Genomic DNA, 21,894 nt, shown 5'->3' on the forward strand with positions numbered 1-21,894 from the left:
GGCAGAGGCTGAGGTGCCCCGCGTCGCAGGCGGTCAGGCGCGGAAAGTGGGCCGTGCCGGTGCCGGGCCGAGACCCGGCGAGAGCAGGGATCACTCCTTGCTCTCTTTGGCTGGCTGCGGGGGCTCGGCCGGCACGGGGGCTTCCAGCTCGGTCACGGGAGCCGGGGCGGGCAGGTCGCCGCGCACTGCCGGGTCGAGCCCGAGGAGCATCCGGGTGATCGTGATGAGTTCGTCCCGCAGTTCGCCGCGAGGCGTCACCCGGTCGAGCATGCCGTGGTCGAGCAGATACTCCGCGCGCTGGAAACCCTCGGGCAGCTTTTCCCGGATCGTCTGCTCGATCACGCGGGGCCCCGCGAAACAGATCAGGGCGCCCGGCTCGGCGATCTGCACGTCCCCCAGCATGGCGTAGCTGGCCGTGACGCCGCCCGTCGTCGGATGCGTCAGCACGACGATGTAGGGCAGACCGGCCTCTTTCAGCATCTGGACCGCCACCGTGGTCCGCGGCATCTGCATCAGGCTGAGGATACCCTCCTGCATCCGCGCACCGCCCGCGGCCGAAAAGAGGATGAGCGGCCGCTTGAGCTCGACCGCCTTCTCCGCTGCGGCGAGGATCGCGTTGCCGACGTACATCCCCATGGAGCCCGCCATGAAGGAAAAGTCCTGCGCGGCCGCCACGATCGGCGTGCGGCCGATCTCGCCGGTGGCCACCAGCATCGCCTCGTCCTCGCCCGTGCTGCGCTGGGCGGCTTTCAGGCGGTCGGGGTAGCGCTTCTGGTCGCGGAACTGCAGCGGGTCGGTCGTGGGGACCGGAACATCGACCTCCGCGAAGGAGCCGTTGTCGAACAGGGCCTGGAACCGCGCGCGGGGCGTCAGCGCCATGTGGTGGCCGCAGTTCGTGCAGACGTTCAGGTTCTCCGCGAGCTCGCGGTGAAAGAGCATCGTTCCGCACTCGTCGCACTTGCGCCAGAGATTCTCGGGGACCTCTCTGCGCGAGAAGATCGAGTTGATGCGCGGGCGGACGTAGTTGGTGATCCAGTTCATGCGGGCCCCGTTGACGGCGTCGGCCCGAGATAGGACGGGCGGGTCGCGAATGCAATCGACGGAGCGATTGCCCACCCGGCGGCGTTGGGGCTTTATGACCGCATCGGATGTGAGGAGGTCCCCCTATATGAAACGCCTGATCCCGTTGATGTCGCTCGGTCTGCTTGCCGGCTGCGAAGAGCTTGCCATGGCCGATCTGAGCCGGGTCGACGCCCGGACGGCGAACCCCGGCTTCCCGGCCGAAGAGGCTGCCTGCGTCGCGGCTGTACGGTCAGAGACCCGCAGCGTCGACGTTCGCGTCCAAAACAGCGAGCGCGAGGGCGAGCTCGTGCGCGTGCGGCTGGTTTATGGACCGGACGCCCAGCCCTGGACCTGTCTCTCGGACGCCGCGGGCAACACTTCCGATGTCGCGCCCGTCGGCGTGGCTCCCTTGCAGGGGCCCGCGTCGCCCGAGCCCGACGCCCGCTCCGAAATCTCGCGGCCGGTCCCGCTCGAGCAGACCGAACCGGTGCCACTCAACGACGAGATCACCCAGCCGCCCGGCGAGATCCAGACGGCGCCGCTGGGCGACGAGGCCTTCGCGGACGCGCCGGAGTGATCGGGCTCGCTCGGCACCACTGAGCAATCGGGACGGTCAGGCGGTCTTGGCGGCCGCCTGGCGCAGCACGTCCACATAGCCCCGGGCCGTCGTCATGCGCCCGGCGAGACCCTTGTCCCGCAGCAAGGCATGAAGCCTGGGAAGATTGCGGCAGGGGACATGCATGACGAGATGATGCTCGAGGTGGTAGTTCACCCAGTACGGGGCGAAGAGCGTCTTCTCGATCCAGTTGGCGTGGGTGGTCCGCACATTTCTGAAAGGGTCTTCCGACCGTTCGACGGCGCCGTGTTCGGCGATGTTGCGGATGCGCAGGACGAGCTGGAACCACGTCAGCAGCGGCAGGAGCCAGAAGGCAAAGTACCACCACCAGGCGCCGACCACCCACATCACGAGGAAGATCACGCCGTTGGCCAGGAAGCCCCGGTTCAGCTGGTTCACGAAATAGGCCACCGTGAGGTCCGGCGGCGTGTCCTCGACGTCGCCCGCCATCCGGAAATGGAAGGCCAGCCGGAGGGCCATCAGCTTGAGTCCGGTGCGGCCCGAAAGATCGCGGAGCAGCTTGCGCGCCATCGACGCCCGCGTGGTCGGGTAGGTCGAGGTGAGGGCGAGGTCGGGGTCCTCGTCGGTCTGCGTGAACCGGTGATGCTTCAGGTGATAGCTCCGGTAGGCCGGGAGGTCCGCGAGAATGGGGCGGCCGCAGAGCCATTCGCCGAGTGTCTCGTTCAGGTTTCGGTCGGCGAAGAGCGCGTTGTGGGCCGCTTCGTGCATCAGGATCGCGAGCCCGAGCTGTCGCGACCCGATCAGGAGTACGGCGAGGATGAATGTCAGCGGGTTTGGCCAGAGAGAGAAGAGCGCGAGCGAAAGGGCGATGACCCCCCAGCAATGCGCCAGCAACAGCCAGCCCCAAGTGTCCGAACGCCCCGAAAGCTGGCGGATTTCCTCGCGTGTGAAGATGTTCTGGTCCGATGCCATGGCGACCTCCCATCGGAATGCGCCTAGTTTACCAGAACGTAAGGCGCCCCCAAAGCAGAGCGTCGCGTCACGCACGGCTCTTGCCCGGCCCGCGGGGCAGGGATAGACCCGGATCGGACAAGGACGAGGGAGGCGCGCGATGCTCAAGGGCAAGATGGACAAGGCGAAACTGCCGAGCCGGCATGTGACCGAGGGTCCGGCGCGCGCGCCGCACCGCTCCTACTACTATGCCATGGGTCTGACGGCGGAGGAGATCTCGCAGCCATTCGTCGGCGTGGCGACCTGCTGGAACGAGGCCGCCCCCTGCAACATCGCGCTCTCGCGGCAGGCGCAGGCGGTGAAGCTCGGGGTCAAGCACGCCAATGGCACGCCGCGCGAGTTCACGACAATCACCGTGACCGACGGCATCGCGATGGGCCACGAGGGGATGCGCTCCTCGCTCGCGTCCCGCGAGGCCATCGCGGACACCGTCGAGCTGACCATGCGCGGCCATTGCTACGACGCGCTCGTCGGCCTCGCGGGCTGCGACAAGTCGCTGCCGGGCATGATGATGGCGATGGTCCGTCTCAACGTGCCCTCCGTCTTCATCTACGGTGGCTCGATCCTGCCGGGCAAGGTGCCGGCCGGGGCCAACGTCCCCGAGGATTTCGCCACCCGCGACCTGACCGTGCAGGACATGTTCGAGGCGGTCGGCCGCCACCAGAACGGCACGCTCTCGGACGAAGCGCTCGCGGTGCTTGAGCGTGTGGCCTGTCCCTCGGCCGGGGCCTGCGGCGGGCAATTCACCGCCAACACCATGGCCTGCGTCTCCGAGGCGATCGGTCTCGCACTGTTCAATTCCTCAGGCGCTCCGGCGCCCTACGAGAGCCGCGACCAGTACGCCACGGCCTCGGGCGATGCGGTCATGCACCTGCTCGAGCAGAACATCCGCGCCCGCGATGTCGTCACGCGCAAGAGCCTCGAGAACGCGGCACGTGTCGTGGCCTGCACCGGCGGCTCGACCAACGCGGGCCTGCACCTGCCGGCCATCGCCCACGAGGCGGGGATCGACTTCGACCTCTTCGACGTCTGCGAGATCTTCCACGACACGCCGTACTTCGTCGACCTCAAGCCGGGCGGTCAGTACGTCGCCAAGGATCTCTACAACGCGGGCGGCATTCCCGTGGTGATGAAGGAACTGCGCAAGGCGGGTCTGATCCACGAGGATTGCATCACGGCCTCCGGCCGGACCATCGGCGAAGAGCTCGATCTCATCACCGGCGAGCCGGACGGCAAGGTGATCTACCCGATCGAGACGCCCATCACCAAGACGGGCGGCGTCGTGGGCCTCAAGGGCAACCTTGCCCCCGAAGGCGCCATCGTGAAGGTCGCCGGCATGTCGGCCGAGGAGCAGGTCTTCACCGGGCCGGCCCGTGTCTTTGAGTGCGAAGAGGATGCCTTCGAAGCGGTCAAGGCGCGGTCCTACGAAGAGGGAGAGGTGCTGGTGATCCGCAACGAGGGTCCCGCCGGCGGTCCCGGGATGCGGGAGATGCTGGCGACGACGGCCGCGCTCTCCGGCCAGGGAATGGGCAAGAAGGTGGCGCTCATCACCGACGGACGTTTCTCCGGTGCGACGCGGGGCTTCTGCGTCGGCCACGTCGGCCCGGAAGCCGCGCAGGGCGGTCCGATCGCGCTTCTGAAGGATGGCGACATGATCACCATCGACGCCGTGAAGGGCGAGATCTCGGTCGACGTATCCGAAGAGGACTTCGAGTCGCGCCGGGCCGAGTGGCCGGGTCCGCGGCAGACCGAGTACACCTCGGGCGCCCTGTGGAAATTCTCTCAGCTCGTCGGCTCCACGCGCCTCGGTGCGGTAACCCATCCCGGGGCCCGCGAGGAACGCCACGTCTACATGGACCAGTGACCGCCATGCGGGGCGTGGCTCTCGCGACGGCTGTGCTCGCGGCCGGATGTGCCACCGAGCAGCAGTTGCAGAGCCCGCCCCCGACTTCATTGGCGCTCTACGATGGGGCGCTTCGGGCCGTCGGCCCCACCGGCTATTGCGCCGCGAGGGGGGCGAGCCAGCCCACCTCGGGCTTCGCGGTCTTTGCGCCCTGTTCCCGCCTGCTGGGTGATGCCGCGGACCCGGAGCGGGACGCCGTTCTCACGTTCCAATCCGGAGAACCGGGCAGCGCCCTCGTGACGGGCGCGGTGGCCGACCTCGTTGCCCTGCTCGAAGGTCCGGAGGGCGGGGCGCTTCTCACGGTGGACATGCCGGTTGTGGTCGCCTCCGTCGAAACCGGAGACGACGTGGTCTTCGTCGAGTATTCAGAACTGGGGGTCGAGGTTGAGACACCGCCGCCGCTGTGGCGGGCGTTCTTCGACATCGGCGACCGGCTGGTCACGGCCAGTATCCGGCCGGTCGAAGGGGTGGACCTCGGAACCGAGGCAGAGCGAACGTTGGTCGGCGAGGCCGTCGACGCGATGCGAGAGGCCAACGACTGAGCGCGGCGCCGCAAGGACGGCAAGCGGCGGGAAGGATACGACTGTCGATGGCGGACGCGATCGAGACCCTGCTGAACTCCGCCACCCTGCGCCGATGGCGCCGGGCAGCCGAGCGCGCGTCTGGCGACTCCCTGAAGGTTCTCCGCCGTCGCCGGCAGCAGGCGCGGCAGCTCCGCCAGTCTCTCGACCGGCTCTTGTTCGTGGCGGACGAACGCCTGTCTCTTCCCTTGATCGGCAACGAAGCCTTTGCACGTCCGCCCGGCACCGACTGGGCCTGGAGGCCGCCACTCTGGCGCGGGGCGCTTCCTGTGCGGGGGCTGGCCGCAGTGGAAAGCGGGCAGGCCATGGGCGACGAAGTCGCTGTCTTCCACGACTGCGCGATTTCCGAACTGACCCTGCGCCAGGTGCGCAACCTGCGGGAGCGGGACCTCGCGCCCTACGGTCTTCGCATGGACGTGTTCCGGTTCGACGGCTCGTTCCTGTCGCTCGCAGTCGAGCTTCCGGCGGAGGCCGCACGCGACCTGAAGAAGCGCCACCTGATCAGGCTGCAGACGATTATGGAGACCGAGTACCCCATCGAGGTCTTCGCGCGGCTGAACGTCCGGCACGGGCCCAATACGGAGCAGGTCGTTCGCGAACTTCCGATGAACGAGTCGGAGGTCCTCGTGGAGTTCGATCTCGCCTATACGAACCTCAACGAGAAACGGGTGGAGAAACTCTGGGTCGACCTGATCTTCGAGGGACCCGAGATGAACCAGGTGACCATCCGGGACCTGACCCTGTGCCGCTATCCCCGCGCCGAGATCTGACGGAGTTCCCATGGCAGAGATGACACTGACGAAAACTCGCCTCGCCGGTGGTTTCTGGGAGGGCGTCCTGACCGGCGCTCCGATGGAGCCCAGACTCTCCGTTCACTGGGACGAGCGTACGCTGCCCGATGTCGAAATCACGCCGTCCGACGGAGTCCACCTGGTGCGCATCCCGATCCCGGCGGACGTGGTCTCCGACGGCGTGCAGACCGTCGTGGTGTCGAATGACGAGACGGGCGAACGTCTGACAAGCTTCGCGGTGCTCGCCGGAGAAGCCGTCGAGGAAGACATCCGGGCGGAGGTCGATCTGCTTCGCGCCGAGCTCGACATGCTCAAGAGAGCCTTTCGCCGGCACTGCTCGGAAACGGCTTGAACTGCCCGTGACGCCGCGTTCCGGGTGACCCGTGCCTTACGCTGAGCGACAGCAGGGGCAGGAGGACCCGCGATGACCGATTACCCCAATCTGCTTTCCCCGCTCGACCTGGGGCACGTCGTGCTGCCGAACCGGGTTCTCATGGGCTCGATGCACACGGGCCTTGAAGAGACCAAGGATTGGGAGCGCGTCGCGACATTCTATGCCGACCGGGCGCGCGGGGGCGTCGGCCTCATGGTCACAGGCGGCATGGCCCCGAACCGCGAGGGCGGCGTCTACCCGGGGGCGGCCGGCCTCTTTACCGATCAGGACATCGCGAACCACCGGGTCGTGACGGATCGGGTTCATTCCGAGGGTGGGCGGATCGCGATGCAGATCCTCCACGCCGGCCGCTATGCCTATTCGCCCGAGTGCGTGGCCCCCTCGGCGATCAAGTCGCCCATTTCGCTCTTCAAGCCCGCGGAGCTCGACGAAGAGGGCATCGAGAAGCAGATCGCCGATATCGTCACTGCCGCGAGCCGTGCGCGCGAGGCCGGGTACGACGGCGTCGAGATCATGGGGTCTGAGGGCTACTTCCTGAACCAGTTCCTGGTGACCCGGACGAACAAGCGGACGGACCGCTGGGGCGGGACCTACGAGAACCGGATGCGCCTGCCGGTCGAGGTGGTGCGCCGGGTGCGCGAGGCGGTGGGTCCCGATTTCATCGTGATCTACCGCATTTCCCTCATCGACCTCGTTCCCGAGGGGTCGAGCTGGGAGGAGGTCGTGCAACTTGCCCACGCCATCGAGAAGGCGGGCGCCTCGATCCTCAACACCGGCATCGGCTGGCACGAGGCCCGGGTCCCAACCATCGCCACGAGCGTGCCGCGTCGGGCCTTCGCCTGGGTGACCCGGAAGCTCATGGGCGAGGTCTCGGTCCCGGTCATCACGTCCAACCGGATCAACACGCCGGAGGTCGCGGAAGAGGTCCTCGCCGAGGGCTGCGCCGACATGGTCTCGATGGCTCGTCCTTTCCTCGCCGATGCAGACTTCGTGGAGAAGGCCCGCACCGGCCGGGCCCGCCAGATCGCGCCCTGCATCGCCTGCAACCAGGCCTGCCTCGACCACACGTTCTCCGGCAAGATCAGCTCCTGCCTGGTCAACCCGCGCGCCTGCCACGAGACGGAGATTCCGCTTGTCCCGGCGACCACGCGAAAGACCGTCGCGGTCGTGGGGGCCGGCCCGGCGGGGATGGCCGCCGCGATCACCGCCGCGGAACGCGGACATGGCGTAATCCTCTACGAGTCGAGCGACCGGATCGGCGGTCAGCTCAACCTCGCCCGGCGAATCCCGGGCAAGGAGGAGTTCGACGGGCTCGTCGACTGGTTCGCGGCGCGCCTCTCGGCCGAAGGCGTGGATATCCGGCTGAATACGACGGTCAGGTCCGACAACCTACGGGACTACGACGAGGTCGTTGTGGCCACTGGCGTCACGGCCCGAGACCCCGGGATCCCGGGACAGGATGCTCCGCATGTCTTCGGGTACGGCGACGTGATTCGTGGAGCGCCGGTGGGAGATCGGGTCGCGATCGTCGGCGCCGGCGGGATCGGCTTTGACGTGGCCGAGTTCCTCGTCACCGGCGAGAGCCCGACCCTCGATCTGGAGGCCTGGATGGAGGAATGGGGCGTCACCGACCCGGAACGGGAACGCGCCGGCCTCATGCCTGAGGGCCCCCAGCCCGAAGCGCCGGTGCGCAAGGTCACCTTGCTGCAACGAAAGTCGGAGAAACTGGGCAAGAGGCTGGGCAAGACGACTGGCTGGATTCACCGCGCGGGGCTGCGGGCGAAGGGTGTCGAGATGGTCGGCGGCGTGAATTACGAGCGGATCGTCCCCGAAGGCCTACAGATCAGCTTCGGCGAGGCACGGGAGCGCCCGACGCTCATCGAGGCGGACACCATCGTCCTGTGCGCAGGGCAGGAGAGCGCCCGGTCGCTGGCGGACGCCTTGCTGGCCGACGGTCTGACGCCGCATGTCATCGGAGGGGCGGATGTTGCCGCAGAACTCGATGCGAAGCGCGCAATCGACCAGGCCGTTCGACTGGCCGCGACTTTCTGAAATCAAATCGGTACGTTTCGAGTCGGCGTACAGACTGACCAAATTTCGCTAGATTGTCTGTTCAGCGGCCCATTGCTGCCCGAATTGCGCGCCAAACCGGGGGGGCTCGCAAGGATTATCGCAGAAGGGCTGCCAATGGATCGCCTGACCGAAATGGAAGCCTTCGCAACCGTCGTTGACCAGGGTGGGTTCACGGACGCTGCGAAGAAGATGGGGATCTCCAAGTCCGCCGTGTCAAAGCACGTCTCCTCGCTCGAGGCGCGGCTCGGGGCGCGCCTTCTGAACCGGACGACCCGCCGCGTCTCTCCGACCGAGATCGGCCTCGCCTACTACGACCGGGCCCGCCGGGTCCTCAACGATGCCGGAGAGGCCGATGCGCTCGTGACTTCCATGCAGTCGGCCCCTTCGGGTCTGCTGAGGATCTCCGTCGCTACCGATTTTGGTGTGAACCACCTTTCGCCCGTCTTGGGAGAGTTCCTGTCGGAATTCCCCGAGATCACGGTGAACATGGTCCTGAACAACCGCTACGTTGAGCTCATCTCCGAAGGTTTCGACATGGCGGTCCGCATCGGGGAGCTTGAGGATTCGACCCTTCGCGCCCGGAAGCTGACCGAAACCAGCAAGCGCATGATCGCCGCGCCGTCCTATTTCCAGAAGTACGGGCGTCCGCAGCGGATCGACGATCTGAACGAGCACAAGCTCCTGCACTACTCGAACCAGTCCAACGGTGCTGTCTGGAAGCTGACGGCGCCTTCGGGCGAGAAACGCCAGGTCCGCACGGCCGGCTGGCTCACCGTGAACGACGGGCAGTCGCTGCTCAACGCCTGCATTTCCGGGCTCGGCATCGCCTATCTTCCCTCCTTCCTCTACGCCGACGCCTACGCCGCCGGACTGGTTGAGGAAGCGATCCCTGATCTGCCGGTCGAGACGCAGGGTATCTACGCGGTCTATCCTCCCGGGCGGTTCACCCAGCCCAAGGTTCGCGCCTTCATCGACTTCCTCGTGCATGCATTTGCCGAGAAGGGCCCGGACAACTGGTGACCGCCCGAGCGCGCCAAGCATGAAGCGCGCTCATCTGGATCATGTGAAAGCTTGATTTGAGCGGCTGGGGCCGCTCGTCCTATATGTTTCCCATCGGAAACGGCCCGCGCCGGGAGAGCGCGGAGACCCCGCCGCCGAAGGAGAAACCGCCCCGGTAAACTCTCAGGCACAAGGGACCGGACGGGCTGCAACAACTCCGAAGAGTGGGTGCCGGGAAACGGCACCCCGCCGAAGGAGCAAGCCACACGGGCCAGGAGGCCCTGCGGCGAATCTCTCAGGCTCTGAACGGAGGGGGCAGTGGCGCGCGCGAGCGCGTGATGGAGCAGGCCATGACCCACTATGCCGTCCTCGGAGCGGGCATCACGGGCGTTACTACCGCGTATTCGCTGATGGCGCGCGGGATCGAGGTAACCGTCTACGACCGCAACCGCTATGCCGCGATGGAGACATCCTTCGCGAATGGCGGGCAACTCTCGGCCTCGAACGCCGAAACCTGGACCCAGTGGTCCACGGTTCTGAAGGGCATCCGGTGGATGCTGACCCCCGACGCCCCGCTTTCGGTCAATCCGCGGCCGAGCTGGCACAAGTTCAGCTGGATGGCAGAATTCCTCGCCGCGATCCCCCGCTACCGGTCCAACACGATCGCGACGGCGAAAATGGCGATCGCGGCTCGCTCGGGGATGGCCGAAATGGCGGACCGCGCGGGGATCGACTTCGACTTCTCCCCGGCCGGCATCCTCCATTTCTACGAGACCGAACGCGATCTCGCCCACGCCCGCAAGGTCACGGCCATGCTCGGCGAAGCGGGGCTGACGCGACAAGAGCTTTCGGCGAAGGAGGTCCGTGAGATCGAGCCCCGCCTGCAGGCCGATGTCCTGGGCGGCTTCTGGACCGAGAGCGACTCCACCGGAGACATTCACAAGTTCACCGTCGGACTGGCGGACTGGCTGTCCGAGCGCGGCGTGCGCTTCCGGATGGGGACCGAGATCGAGGATGTCGTTGCCGGTGACGGGTCCGTCCGCATCGACACCGAGGAGGGAACGGATCGCTTCGACGGCGTCGTGGTCTGCGCGGGCGTGGGCTCGCGCGACATCGCGCGGAAGCTGGGAGACCGGGTGAACATCTACCCTGTGAAGGGCTATTCCATCACGGTGAATCTCGCCGACCGGCAGAGCCGCGAGGCCGCGCCGACGGTCTCTCTTCTCGACGACAAGGCCAAGATCGTCACTTCGCGCCTGGGACGCGACCGTTTCCGCGTGGCCGGGACCGCCGAGTTCAACGGGCGCAACCGCGACATCCGTGAGGACCGCGTCCGGCCCCTGACGGAATGGGTCGAGCGGCATTTCCCGGGTGTGTCGACAGAGAGCGTGGTCCCCTGGGCCGGCCTCCGGCCGATGATGCCCGACATGATGCCGCGCGTCGGCCCCGGGCGGGCACGCGGCGTCTACTACAACACCGGTCACGGACACCTCGGCTGGACTCTCTCGGCCGCGACCGCCGACGCCGTGGCGGCGCATGTCATCGCGGACCTGCGGGAGAAGGCGGGGCAGGGAGCTCGCCCGGCACTCAGCCCGGCTTGACCGGCCAGCCCTGAATGTAAAAAAGCCCCGGCCCAAGGGCCAAGCCCCTTACCAAAGGTGTTTTAGAAAATTCTTCGGTTGGCCACTCTGTGGCCAACCTTTCTCTTAAAGGACTGGCTTGACGCAATCTCACGATGGAGGTGTCAGGTGAAGTCTGTCTCGCAAAAATCTGCGACTGCAAGGAAGCGGCGTCTTCCACTCCCGTTTTTCGGGGTCGATGTAAACTTTTGCCGAAACGCGCAATGCGCCCAGTTCGGCATTTTTCCCGACCCGCGCGATGGGCGTGGGGGCGGTCTCTCGTCGGCGAATACCAATTTCCCTCGCGGGGAAGTCGGCGGTTCGGGCGACAAGAAAGCCTTCACCTGCGGCTCGTGCGGACAGGAGTCCGTGGTCAAAAACAACCGCGCCATCGTTGAAGAATACACGCGTCTGCGCCGTTTGCAACGCCCTGACGGGGCAGGAAGATCGTGCCGGAAGAACCACTGTCTCTCGAATGGAAAATCTGTCGATGACAGACCGGAGCTCTATCGCAAGTCGGGCCGCAGCAAAGCCGGAAACCAACGCTATACTTGCAAGCGTTGCCACTCGACATTCACTGTCGGGCACCCCGCAAGGACCCATAAGCGCAGGTCGAAGAATGGCGAGGTCCTCAAGCTTCTTGTGCACGGCAACTCCCTGTCGAAGATCTCGGAGATTGCCGATCTCGCCCCCAGGGATGTCTACCGCAAGTTGGACTTCATCCACGCGCGTGTTCGGGAATTCACGGCACGCCGCGAGGGTGATCTTCGTGGCGTAGACTGGGAGCGATACGGACGCCGGTTCGCTACGGACGGCCAGACCCTCACGCTCAACTGGCCAAACCGGAAGAAGCGGGCATCGGTCGCGGTTCAGCATCTCTGCACCGCGCACGCCAACTCGGGATACATCGTCCTCGGCCACCTCCAGTTCGACCCGGCGGGTGATATGGAGCAGGTCGAGATCGACATGGCGCTCAACGGAGACATCAAAAAGGCGCGCTGTATGCGGCGACACGGGCGCCTGTGGACCGCAGCGGAGTTCAAGAAATATCTCGACGATATCACCGCGAAGGTCGTCCTCGACCCGGAGATCGCGGCAGACGTCGATCTCGGGCTTCAACTCCCCCACGAAGGCGGTCTCGTGCGCCAGGACACCCAGCAGTATGCCCACGCCTTGATGCTCAGGCGGATGGTCTCGCACTCGGGCTGCCGCTTCTACTTCGTCCAGGACGGGGATGCGGGCCTCAGCAAGGCATTCCTGGCGGCCTTCGCCCCCGAAGTTCAGGCCGGTCGTGTCGACATCGCCACCGTGGCCTTCGACAAGTATCAGGTGAACGATATCCGTGAGGCGCTGTGGGCCCAAGGGCGCCGCGACCTGCGCAACGACCTGGGCCTTTCGGCTCATCAACTCGACAGCCTGCCCGAGAAGATCTTCAACGAGGAGATCGACCGGGAGATCGTGAAGCGCCTTGCCGGTCATCGGCTCGGCACCCCGTTCGCTTGGCCATACCATACGAAATCCGAGCCCTCGCGGGTCGTCGACTTGAAGACCGACCGCCCCGAACTGACCACGGAACGGTGCGCGAGGCTGATACGACTCGCCACCCTGCGCAGCGTCGACAGCTACTTCCACAAGATCCGCAGCAATGTCCGCCCCGCATCCCGGCCTGTGTCGACTCCGAGCAGCAACGGCCGCACTTGGGATCGGCATTTCCTCTACCGGCCAGAGATGTTGGTCAAGATCATCGAGATCTATCGGTTCCACCACAACTGGATGGGCACCCGGCAGACGAAACGGACGCCTGCAATGAAGCTGGGCCTGGCGAAAGGCCGGATTTACGAGCGAGATCTCTTCGGCGAATGAACGAGAAAGCGCGCCGCCGAGGCGACGCGCAATCTACAACACCTTTGGTAAGGGGCTTGCCCAAGGGCCGGGGCAGTATAAGGTCATCGAGCAGGGACAGGCAGATGACCGAATCTGGATTTCTCGGAGCCGTTAAAGGACCGACCGGAGATCGCCGCTGTCGGACATCGCGCGGGCGCGGGCGGCGAGGCCTGCGCGGACCTTGTGCGACGGCATGTCGAGGGGGGCGGGGTAGCGGGCCGGGTAGCGGAAGGTCCGTCCGTCACGGGCGATATCCACCTTGGCTTCGAAGGCGCCGTCGGCGGCATTGTAGCGGATCGGGCCGAAACTCACGTTGTCCATCTCGAACTCCTCAATATCCGACCGCGGGTTTGGGCAACACTCTTGCCTGTCGCGGTCCTTATTGACGAATAAACTTGCATCGGCCGAAAAAGTTTCAGCGCCCGAGTCGGCGCCAGAATCACTCCACCGTGAACAGCGGATCAGCGGTTCGGCTGGCGGGCCTGTGGCGATGACAGTTCGGAGACGATGGACTGCGCAGTGCCGCGCGGGTCGGGCGACTGCCAGACCGGCCGGCCGACCACGACATGATCCGCCCCGGCGGCCACGGCGGCGGCCGGGGTGGCGATCCGCTTCTGATCGCCGCTCTCGCTGCCGGCCGGGCGAACTCCCGGCGTCACGATCAGGCGTCCCTCCGCCTCGGGAAGGGCGCGAATGGCGGCGGCCTCGTTCGGGCTGGCGATCACGCCGTCGGCACCGGCCTCGAAGGCCCGCGCGGCTCGTTCGGGAACGAGGTCCGGGATCGTACCCGGCTTGATGCAGGCATCATCGAGGTCGGCGCGGTCCAGGGAGGTGAGGATGGTCACGGCGAGGATCTTCATACCCGAGTCGCCCGCCCCCTCGCGCGCCGCGCGGACGACATGCGGGTCGCCATGGACGGTGAGGAAATCGAGGTCGAACTGGGCCAGTCCGCGCACTGCAGCCTCGACCGTGGCGCCGATGTCGAAGAGCTTCATGTCGAGGAAGATGCGCTTGCCGTGCTCGGTCTTGAGCTCGTTCGCGAGGGCAAGGCCGCCGCCGGTCAGCATACCCAGCCCGATCTTGTAGAAATTCACGGTATCGCCCAGGCTCTCGGCCAGACGAAGCCCGGACAGCGCGTCGGGCAGGTCGAGAGCGACGATGAGACGATCATCCGCGGTCATTTGTGCGTCTCCGGCTGTGTCGGGACCGAGTGACGCAGCTTTCGCCCTTGGTCAAGGCGCACGGGAACGGCAAACGGGGTCCGTGGGTTCCCCAAGGAACACGAGACAGGAGTAGACGATGGCAGGCATGGACCTGAGTTTCAAACGCGCCGACCGCGGGTCGAGCGTTTTCTGGCGCATCATCGCCGTGGCCGTGGGCGTGGGGCTGATCATCGCCCTGGCGCTTATTCTCGATGCGCGCACCGGAACGCCGGTGGATGTCGAGAATGAAGACGGCATTCCCGTCCAGACCGGTGAAGGCACCGCGCCCGAGGGCGTTGCCGATACCTCCGAGACGACACTCTCCGATCCCGCCGCCGACAGCGCGGTCGAAATGGGAGCCGGGGCCGATGTCGCCGGCGACGGCGTGACCGACGAGGGTGCTCCCTCCGCCCGCACCGACGAGTCCCCCGAGCGCGGCGTGACCGAGACCCCGGGCGAAGGCGAACCGCCGGTCGAGCCGGGCTCCGTGGTCGAGGACGAGGACGGTGCTGCCGCTGATGGTGAGACCGCGACCGAGGGCGAAGAAGCGGCGACCGAGGACGGGGCCGCCGCCGAGCAGACCTCTGAAGAGGACGCCGCGGCTGCCGACGAGGGCACGTCCGAGGCCGGCGAGGCGCCGGTCGCGAGCGAAGGTTCGGAGACGGGGACCGCCGAGGAAGGCGACGCCGCCACGACCGAAGCTCCCGAGAACGCGCCGCTCGAAGAGTCGGCTCCCGGCGAACCGGCGGAAGAGCAGGAAGCCGCTGCTCAGGACGGTGACAGCGAGCCCGTCGCCACGATGCGCCGGGCGCAAGATGACGGCACGAGCGAAGACGCCGGCCCGGTAGCCGCGATCGCCTCGGGCGAAGAGGACGAAGGGTCCGTGCCGGGCGACGACACCGCGGCGTCGATCACCGAACAGGGCGCGGAACAGCCGACCGACCTCGTCAATGACCCCAACGACGGGGCGCCGATCGATCCTGACGGTGGCGCCGGCAACTTCTACCCGACGCCCTCCGGCCCCGAAGGCCGTGACGACAATCCGCTCACCGCGGAGTGAGACCGGCGGCCCGCGCCATGCTATCTTGACCCCGCAGGAATCGGGAGCGGTGGCATGGCGCGGGTCGATCTGTTGCTAGGGACAAGCAAGGGTGCCTTCATCATCGAAGGCGACGAGGACCGGGAGAACTGGACGATCCGCGGACCGTTCTGCGACGCCTGGCCCATCAACCACATGACCTACGATCCGGAGAGCGGCGCGATCTACGCAGCTGGCGGCTTCGGCGCGTTCCTCGGGGTGGACGTCTGGAAGACCGAGGATCACGGCGAGAGCTGGACGCGGTCCGGCGAAGGGTTGGCCTACGATGACGACACGGCGATCGATCAGGTCTGGTCCCTCGGGGCCGGTCACGGAGCGATCTACGCCGGTGTCAAACCCGCCGGCCTCTTCCGAAGCACGGACCACGGGCAGACCTGGAGCCACGTCCGTGGCCTGTCGGAGCACCCGACCAGGCCCGACTGGCCGCCAGGGGGCGCCGGGCTCACCCTTCATCACATCCTGACGGACCCCGAGAGCGCCGACCGGCTCTGGGTTGGCATCTCTTCCGCGGGCACCTTCTATTCCGAGGACGGCGGCGAAACCTGGTCCACACGCAACAAGGGCGTGAAGGTGCTGGACTGGGACACGGGCGAATACACCTACCCCGAGTTCGGCAACTGCGTTCACGGCCTGTCCCTCGGGCCTTCCGGGACGATGTACCAGCAGGGACATAACGGCATGTTCGTCAGCCGGGACCACGGGGCGGAATGGACGGCGATCGACGACGGCCTGCCATCAACCTTCGGTTTCCCGGTCGTCGCGCATCCCCGAGCCCCGGACACCGCCTGGTTTTTCCCGATGAACGGCGACATCAAGGGCAGGCACTGCCCGGATGGCAAGGCCGCGGTCTGGCGGACCCGCGACGGCGGGCAGACCTGGGAGGACCTCCGGGAGGGGCTGCCGCAGGAGCACTGCTACTTCACCGTGCTTCGCCAGGCGATGGCGACCGACGGGCTGGAGGACATCGGTCTCTACTTCGGCACCAACTCCGGCTCGCTCTACGCCAGCCGGGACGGCGGAGACCGCTGGAGCTGCGTCGCGCGGGACCTGCCGCTCATCTACTCGGTGGAAGCGATGCGCGTCGCGTGACACCGCCGGAAAATCGATCCCGATCCGTGGCCTGACGCCTTGATCGCCCCCGTCGCACCCCCCACATCTTGTGCCGGAGGCCGGGACGAGAGGCGCGCTGCCTGGCGGGCGCCCGAACAAGCCCGGTGCTTGCTAGAGGAGAAAGTACCATGAACTTGGACAAGTTCACGGAGCGGTCTCGCGGTTTCATCCAAGCCGCACAGACGATCGCCATGCGGGAAAGCCACCAGCGGCTGACCCCCGAACACCTGTTGAAAGCGCTGATGGACGACGAGCAGGGACTCGCCGCCAACCTCATCCGGAGCGCGGGCGGCGCGCCCGACCGCGTGGGCGAGGCGCTCGATCTCGCGCTTGGAAAGCTGCCGAAGGTGTCCGGCGATGCCGGGCAGGTCTACCTCGATCCGACCACCGGCAAGGTGCTCGACGAGGCCGAGAAGCTTGCCAAGAAGGCCGGCGACAGTTTCGTTCCCGTGGAGCGCATCCTGACCGCGCTCACCATCGTCAAGTCGAAGGCGAAGGAGGCGCTCGACGCCGGCAACGTCTCCGCCATGACGCTGAACTCGGCGATCAACGACCTGCGCAAGGGACGTACGGCGGACACCGCCTCGGCGGAAGAGGGCTACGATGCGCTGAACAAGTACGCCATCGACCTCACCGAGCGCGCCCGCGAGGGCAAGATCGATCCGATCATCGGCCGTGACGAGGAAATCCGCCGTGCGATGCAGGTTCTCAGCCGCCGCACGAAGAACAACCCCGTCCTCATCGGTGAGCCTGGCGTCGGCAAGACCGCCATTGCCGAGGGCCTCGCCCTGCGGATCATCGATGGCGACGTGCCGGAGAGCCTGCGCAACAAGAAGCTGCTCGCCCTCGACATGGGCGCGCTCATCGCGGGCGCGAAATACCGTGGCGAGTTCGAGGAGCGTTTGAAGTCGATCCTGAAGGAGATCGAGGCCGCCGCCGGCGAGGTCATCCTTTTCATTGACGAGATGCACACGCTGGTGGGCGCGGGCAAATCCGAAGGCGCCATGGACGCGGCCAACCTCATCAAGCCAGCCCTGGCCCGGGGTGAGCTGCACTGCATTGGTGCCACTACGCTCGACGAATACCGCAAGCACGTCGAGAAGGACGCCGCTCTCGCCCGGCGCTTCCAGCCCCTGATGGTGGAAGAGCCGACGGTCGAGGACACGATCTCGATCCTGCGCGGCATCAAGGAGAAGTACGAGCTTCACCACGGCGTGCGGATCTCCGACTCCGCGCTGGTCTCGGCGGCGACGCTCTCGCACCGCTACATCACCGACCGTTTCCTGCCCGACAAGGCCATCGACCTGATGGACGAGGCCGCGAGCCGCCTGCGCATGGAGGTGGACTCCAAGCCCGAGGAACTGGACGCGCTGGATCGCCAGATCCTGCAGTACCAGATCGAGGTCGAGGCGCTGCGCAAGGAAGACGACCAGGCGTCGAAGGACCGGCTCGAGCGGATCGAGAAGGAGCTCGCCGAGCTGCAGGAACGCTCGGACGAGATGACCGCCAAGTGGCAATCCGAGCGCGACAAGCTCGAAAGCGCGCGCGAACTGAAGGAGAAACTCGACCGGGCGCGGGCCGAACTCGACATGGCCAAGCGCGAAGGAAACCTGGCGAAGGCGGGTGAGCTCTCCTACGGCATCATTCCCCAGCTCGAGCGTGAGCTCGGCGAGGCCGAGCAGGCCGAGGACGAGGGGCTGATGGTCGAAGAGGCCGTGCGGCCCGAGCAGATCGCCGAAGTCGTGGAGCGCTGGACCGGTATTCCCACCAGCAAGATGCTGGAAGGCGAGCGCGAGAAGCTGCTGCGCATGGAAGAAGGCCTGCACAAGCGGGTCATCGGACAGAACGCGGCGGTCCAGGCGGTGGCGAATGCCGTCCGCCGGGCGCGCGCCGGGCTGAACGACGAGAATCGGCCGCTGGGCTCGTTCCTCTTCCTGGGCCCGACGGGCGTGGGCAAGACCGAGCTGACGAAGGCCGTGGCCGAGTTCCTCTTCGACGACGACCAGGCGATGGTCCGGATCGACATGAGCGAGTTCATGGAGAAGCACTCTGTCGCCCGTCTGATCGGCGCGCCTCCGGGCTACGTCGGATACGACGAGGGCGGGGTTCTGACCGAGGCCGTTCGTCGGCGTCCCTATCAGGTTCTGCTCTTCGACGAGGTCGAGAAGGCGCACCCGGATGTCTTCAACGTGCTGCTGCAGGTTCTGGACGACGGCGTGCTGACCGACGGCCAGGGCCGGACGGTCGACTTCAAGCAGACGCTGATCGTCCTGACCTCGAACCTCGGGTCGCAGGCGCTGAGCCGTCTTCCCGACGGGGCGGACAGCTCCCAGGCGCGGCGTGACGTGATGGACGCGGTACGGGCGCACTTCCGGCCGGAATTCCTGAACCGGCTGGACGAGACCGTCATCTTCGACCGGCTGAACCGGGAAGACATGGACGGCATCGTCGACATCCAGCTCGCTCGGCTCGAGAAGCGGCTGCAGTCGCGGAAGATCGAGCTGGAGCTGGACGAGGGCGCTCGGAAGTGGCTGGCCGACGAGGGCTACGACCCGGTCTTCGGGGCCCGACCGCTCAAGCGGGTGATCCAGCGGGCGCTGCAGGATCCGCTGGCCGAGATGCTGCTGGCGGGCGACATCCTCGACGGGGCGACTGTGCCCGTCAGCGCGGGGGCCGACGGGCTGATCGTCGGGGACCGTGTCGGACGGAGCAAACGCGACCGGCCGGAAAGCGCGGTCGTCCACTAGGGTCCGCGTAGCTTGATCCAAAAAGAAAGGCCCCCTCCGCGGAGGGGGCCTTTTTTGTCAGCGAGCGAACTCGCTCTTACATCTCGGGCATCAGAACGCCGTCGATCACGTGGATCACGCCGTTGGTGGCCTCGATGTCGGCGGTGGTGACGGTCGCGCCGTTCACCATGACCGTGTCGCCGTCGATGGAGATCTCGACTTCGGCGCCGTTGACCGTCTCGGCGGTCATGCCGTCCTCGAGGTCGCCGGACATCACCGAGCCCGGAACGACATGGTAGGTCAGGATCGAGGTCAGTTCCTCTTCGCTCAGACCGTCGAGCGTGCCCTCGGGCAGCGCCGCGAAGGCGTCATCGGTCGGCGCGAAGACGGTGAACGGGCCTTCGCCCTGAAGCGTCTCGACGAGACCGGCGGTCTCGAGCGCGCCGGCGAGCGTGGTGAAGTTGCCGGCCTCGGCAGCGGTGGCAACGATGTCCATACCTTCGTGCTCGGCCGCGAAGGCGGCGGTGGCGAGCGCGGCGGTGGAGGCGGCGGCAAGAATAGTCGTGCGAAGCATTTCAAACTCCCTTTCGTCAGTTTCGGATGTCTCTACTGACATCGCCCTCTACTACGGCTCCGAGGCCAACCGGTTCACTGACAGGCGGGTGAAGATAGGCGCATGGACCCCATTGACCGAACAGGATGGCCGCCTAAGCGTCGGCCTCTGCGAATTTCCAATCACATTGACTTTAGGTCAGGTGATCGCCGCGTGACCTTCGGGGTGCTCATTACAGCAGCCCGCGCCATCGTGACGAATGTAACCTAGGTTCTCGCGCGGCTTTCCTTACCTTGGGAAAGACAAGGATAAGGGAGAGGCCACATGGCGCATCGCTGGATCAACACGCTCACGCGGAACGACGTGACTCCGATCGGGCACTACCTGAACCGCCGCCAGATCATGGCCGGCCTCGCCGCGGGCGGCTTCGGGGCGATAGCCTCTCCGGCGCTCGCCCAGGACGAGCTCGAACCGAACAGCCTCGAGGACATCACCAGCTACAACAACTTCTATGAGTTCGGGACCGGCAAGAACGATCCGGCCCGCAATGCCGATGCGCTTGAGACCGCGGATTGGCGGGTCACGGTCGACGGCCTCGTCGACAACCCGGGTGAATATAGCCTCGAGGACCTGATCGGCGGGCTCACGGAAGAAGAGCGCATCTACCGCTTCCGCTGCGTGGAGGCCTGGTCGATGGTCGTGCCGTGGCGGGGGATCGAGCTTGCCGATATCCTGGATCGGATCGGCGTTCAGGACGGGGCGCGTTTCGTGGCCTTTGAGACGGCGGTCCAGCCGGACAACATGGTCGGCGTCCGCCGGCGCGTTATTCCCTTCCCCTATGTGGAGGGCCTGCGGTTGGACGAGGCACGCCATCCGCTCACGCTCATGGCGACCGGCATCTACGATCAGCCGATGCCGAACCAGAACGGCGCGCCGATCCGGCTGGTCGTCCCGTGGAAGTACGGCTTCAAGTCCATCAAGTCGATCGTCCGCATCTCCCTCGTGGAAGAGGAGCCGCCGGCCACCTGGAACATCATCAATCCGCGGGAATACGGCTTCTACAGCAACGTGAACCCCAACGTGGATCACCCGCGGTGGTCGCAGGCCACCGAGCGCGAGATCGGCGGAGGCCTTTTCGCGCCCCGTAAGCCCACGCTCATGTTCAACGGGTACGAGGAAGAGGTCGCCTCTCTCTACGAGGGGATGGATCTGCAGGAGTTCTTCTGATGGCACAGGCGATCAACCAGGCGCTTCGCCGGGTCCCGGCCTGGCCCATCTACCTTCTCGGGTTCGCCTGGATCGGCGCGCTCTTCTATAGGGGGGCGACCGGGGCGCTTGGGCCGGAGCCCGTCGAGGCACTCGAACATGCCTACGGTGAGCTGGCCCTCCAGTTGCTGATCGCGGGGCTGGCGGTCACGCCTCTCCGCAAGCACGCCGGGATAAACCTGCTCAAGTTCCGGCGCGCAATCGGGCTCATGGCCTTCTATGTGCTGATCGCCCATGTGCTCGTCTGGGCGGTGCTGGACCTGCAGTCGGTGGCCCGTGTCTGGGCCGATATCGTGAAGCGGCCCTACATCACCATCGGAATGGCGGGATTCCTGCTCCTCGTGCCCCTCGCACTGTCGTCCAACAACCTGAGCATCCGCAAGCTCGGCGGCGCGACCTGGCGCCGGCTGCACAGGCTCGTCTATCCGGCGGTCATCCTCGGGGCGCTGCACTACGTCTGGCTCGTGAAGGGCTTTGAACTTGAGCCGCTTCTGTACGCCGGGACCATCGGGGTGCTTCTGCTTCTCCGTGTGCCGCGGTCCAGACGACTCGCGACGGCCTGAATCGCCCCGATTCATCCCGGTGAACCGCTGAGTAGGCCGGCGAGTTCCCGGTGACTCGGGCGCTCTTGGGGGTGACACAGAGGGAGACCCAAGATGTTGGATCGGAGCCGGCAGGGGCAGGGCAATATTCTTGTCTCGGGACCCTCCGTCACAGGAACGATATTGCAGTAACCGACTGAAAAACCGGGTAAATCGGGGTCTGTCACAAAAAATGCGTCTTTCCCGAAAAAAGCTCTTGCGAGGTCCGGCCGCAAACCGTAGATACCCCCTCACCGGCGGCGCTGAGGCGCTGGCGGGACGCTCCACCGGGTCGGACGCGATAGCGGAAGGCGGGGTGAGGCGGCAGGAAATTCGAGAGCATGCAGGCGGGGCGCGCCAAGGAAGAAGGGCGCATCCAGTCGGTTTTGTCTCTCACGCTCTTTGAAATCGCGAGTATCTGAAGAGATATGTGGGCGGTTTGGTTCATTCGATGGATCAGACA

The 21,894-nt window shown here is 66.2% G+C and carries 20 protein-coding genes and 2 riboswitches; of the genes, 14 read left to right on the forward strand and 6 right to left on the reverse strand.

Annotated features, from left to right (window positions below; translation table 11 throughout):
- Positions 1-90: 90 nt before the first annotated feature.
- Positions 91-1,041 carry an acetyl-CoA carboxylase, carboxyltransferase subunit beta gene (gene accD, locus F3S47_RS16520; protein ID WP_150446400.1) on the reverse strand — a complete coding sequence of 317 codons (951 nt, stop codon included), beginning with the start codon at positions 1,039-1,041 and terminating at the stop codon, positions 91-93.
- A gap of 127 nt (positions 1,042-1,168) precedes the next feature.
- On the opposite strand from accD, the gene F3S47_RS16525 reads away from it, so the two are divergent.
- Complete coding sequence (locus tag F3S47_RS16525; protein WP_150446401.1) at positions 1,169-1,639, forward strand: hypothetical protein; 471 nt, start codon at positions 1,169-1,171, stop codon at positions 1,637-1,639.
- Positions 1,640-1,675: 36 nt separating this feature from the next.
- Here the strand turns inward: F3S47_RS16525 and F3S47_RS16530 are convergent, their stop codons facing one another.
- Positions 1,676-2,611 (reverse strand): fatty acid desaturase family protein, encoded by a 936-nt coding sequence (locus F3S47_RS16530; protein WP_150446402.1) that lies wholly within the window; start codon positions 2,609-2,611, stop codon positions 1,676-1,678.
- Between the two features lie 139 nt (positions 2,612-2,750).
- Here F3S47_RS16530 and ilvD point away from each other — a divergent pair, with 139 nt between their 5' ends.
- From ilvD to F3S47_RS16570, 8 genes are all read left to right on the forward strand, one after another.
- Positions 2,751-4,514, forward strand: a complete 1,764-nt coding sequence (gene ilvD, locus F3S47_RS16535) for a dihydroxy-acid dehydratase (protein ID WP_150446403.1) — start codon at positions 2,751-2,753, stop codon at positions 4,512-4,514.
- A complete protein-coding gene (locus tag F3S47_RS16540; protein ID WP_150446404.1) occupies positions 4,511-5,095 on the forward strand; it encodes a hypothetical protein in 585 nt (194 codons plus the stop codon). The genes ilvD and F3S47_RS16540 overlap by 4 nt, the downstream gene beginning before the upstream one ends.
- A 47-nt stretch (positions 5,096-5,142) precedes the next feature.
- A complete protein-coding gene (locus F3S47_RS16545; RefSeq protein ID WP_150446405.1) occupies positions 5,143-5,904 on the forward strand; it encodes a DUF6478 family protein in 762 nt (253 codons plus the stop codon).
- Positions 5,905-5,914: 10 nt separating this feature from the next.
- A complete protein-coding gene (locus tag F3S47_RS16550) occupies positions 5,915-6,277 on the forward strand; it encodes a hypothetical protein (RefSeq protein ID WP_150446406.1) in 363 nt (120 codons plus the stop codon).
- Between the two features lie 72 nt (positions 6,278-6,349).
- Positions 6,350-8,371 carry an NADPH-dependent 2,4-dienoyl-CoA reductase gene (locus F3S47_RS16555; protein ID WP_150446407.1) on the forward strand — a complete coding sequence of 674 codons (2,022 nt, stop codon included), beginning with the start codon at positions 6,350-6,352 and terminating at the stop codon, positions 8,369-8,371.
- 135 nt (positions 8,372-8,506) lie between these two features.
- Positions 8,507-9,412, forward strand: coding sequence for a LysR family transcriptional regulator (locus F3S47_RS16560; RefSeq protein WP_150446408.1), 906 nt, complete (start codon positions 8,507-8,509; stop codon positions 9,410-9,412).
- Between the two features lie 109 nt (positions 9,413-9,521).
- Positions 9,522-9,592: riboswitch (glycine riboswitch) on the forward strand.
- Between the two features lie 6 nt (positions 9,593-9,598).
- Positions 9,599-9,711, forward strand: a riboswitch (glycine riboswitch).
- Between the two features lie 30 nt (positions 9,712-9,741).
- Complete coding sequence (locus F3S47_RS16565) at positions 9,742-10,992, forward strand: D-amino acid dehydrogenase (RefSeq protein WP_150446409.1); 1,251 nt, start codon at positions 9,742-9,744, stop codon at positions 10,990-10,992.
- A gap of 147 nt (positions 10,993-11,139) precedes the next feature.
- On the forward strand, positions 11,140-12,873 hold the full coding sequence (locus tag F3S47_RS16570; protein ID WP_150446410.1) for an IS1 family transposase: 1,734 nt from the start codon (positions 11,140-11,142) through the stop codon (positions 12,871-12,873).
- A 132-nt stretch (positions 12,874-13,005) separates the two neighbouring features.
- On the opposite strand, the gene F3S47_RS16575 is transcribed toward F3S47_RS16570, so the two are convergent.
- Together F3S47_RS16575 and pyrF are read right to left on the reverse strand one after the other, a co-directional pair.
- A complete protein-coding gene (locus F3S47_RS16575; RefSeq protein WP_150446411.1) occupies positions 13,006-13,215 on the reverse strand; it encodes an orotidine 5'-phosphate decarboxylase in 210 nt (69 codons plus the stop codon).
- A 140-nt stretch (positions 13,216-13,355) separates the two neighbouring features.
- Positions 13,356-14,075 carry an orotidine-5'-phosphate decarboxylase gene (gene pyrF, locus F3S47_RS16580; protein WP_150446412.1) on the reverse strand — a complete coding sequence of 240 codons (720 nt, stop codon included), beginning with the start codon at positions 14,073-14,075 and terminating at the stop codon, positions 13,356-13,358.
- Between the two features lie 118 nt (positions 14,076-14,193).
- Here pyrF and F3S47_RS16585 point away from each other — a divergent pair, with 118 nt between their 5' ends.
- The 3 genes from F3S47_RS16585 (at position 14,194) to clpB (ending at position 19,052) form a co-directional block, all read left to right on the forward strand.
- The gene (locus F3S47_RS16585; protein WP_150446413.1) at positions 14,194-15,156 is read left to right on the forward strand and encodes a hypothetical protein; all 963 of its coding nucleotides are present in this window, start codon (positions 14,194-14,196) and stop codon (positions 15,154-15,156) included.
- Positions 15,157-15,210: 54 nt separating this feature from the next.
- Positions 15,211-16,284, forward strand: coding sequence for a WD40/YVTN/BNR-like repeat-containing protein (locus F3S47_RS16590; RefSeq protein WP_150446414.1), 1,074 nt, complete (start codon positions 15,211-15,213; stop codon positions 16,282-16,284).
- 149 nt (positions 16,285-16,433) lie between these two features.
- Complete coding sequence (clpB, locus tag F3S47_RS16595) at positions 16,434-19,052, forward strand: ATP-dependent chaperone ClpB (protein ID WP_150446415.1); 2,619 nt, start codon at positions 16,434-16,436, stop codon at positions 19,050-19,052.
- A 76-nt stretch (positions 19,053-19,128) separates the two neighbouring features.
- Here clpB and F3S47_RS16600 read toward each other — a convergent pair whose 3' ends face one another.
- Positions 19,129-19,605, reverse strand: coding sequence for a fasciclin domain-containing protein (locus F3S47_RS16600; RefSeq protein ID WP_150446416.1), 477 nt, complete (start codon positions 19,603-19,605; stop codon positions 19,129-19,131).
- 303 nt (positions 19,606-19,908) lie between these two features.
- Between F3S47_RS16600 and msrP the strand changes: the two genes are divergently transcribed.
- Both msrP and msrQ read left to right on the forward strand, forming a co-directional pair.
- Positions 19,909-20,811 carry a protein-methionine-sulfoxide reductase catalytic subunit MsrP gene (msrP, locus tag F3S47_RS16605; protein WP_150446417.1) on the forward strand — a complete coding sequence of 301 codons (903 nt, stop codon included), beginning with the start codon at positions 19,909-19,911 and terminating at the stop codon, positions 20,809-20,811.
- Positions 20,811-21,413, forward strand: a complete 603-nt coding sequence (msrQ, locus tag F3S47_RS16610; RefSeq protein ID WP_150446418.1) for a protein-methionine-sulfoxide reductase heme-binding subunit MsrQ — start codon at positions 20,811-20,813, stop codon at positions 21,411-21,413. Before msrP ends, msrQ begins: the two co-directional genes overlap by 1 nt.
- Before the next feature lie 202 nt (positions 21,414-21,615).
- On the opposite strand, the gene F3S47_RS19615 is transcribed toward msrQ, so the two are convergent.
- The coding region (locus tag F3S47_RS19615; RefSeq protein WP_223877856.1) for a hypothetical protein at positions 21,616-21,894 on the reverse strand (279 nt) is incomplete at its 5' end.

The organism is Histidinibacterium aquaticum (genome assembly GCF_008710275.1).
In the GTDB taxonomy this organism is placed as follows: domain Bacteria; phylum Pseudomonadota; class Alphaproteobacteria; order Rhodobacterales; family Rhodobacteraceae; genus Oceanicola; species Oceanicola aquaticus.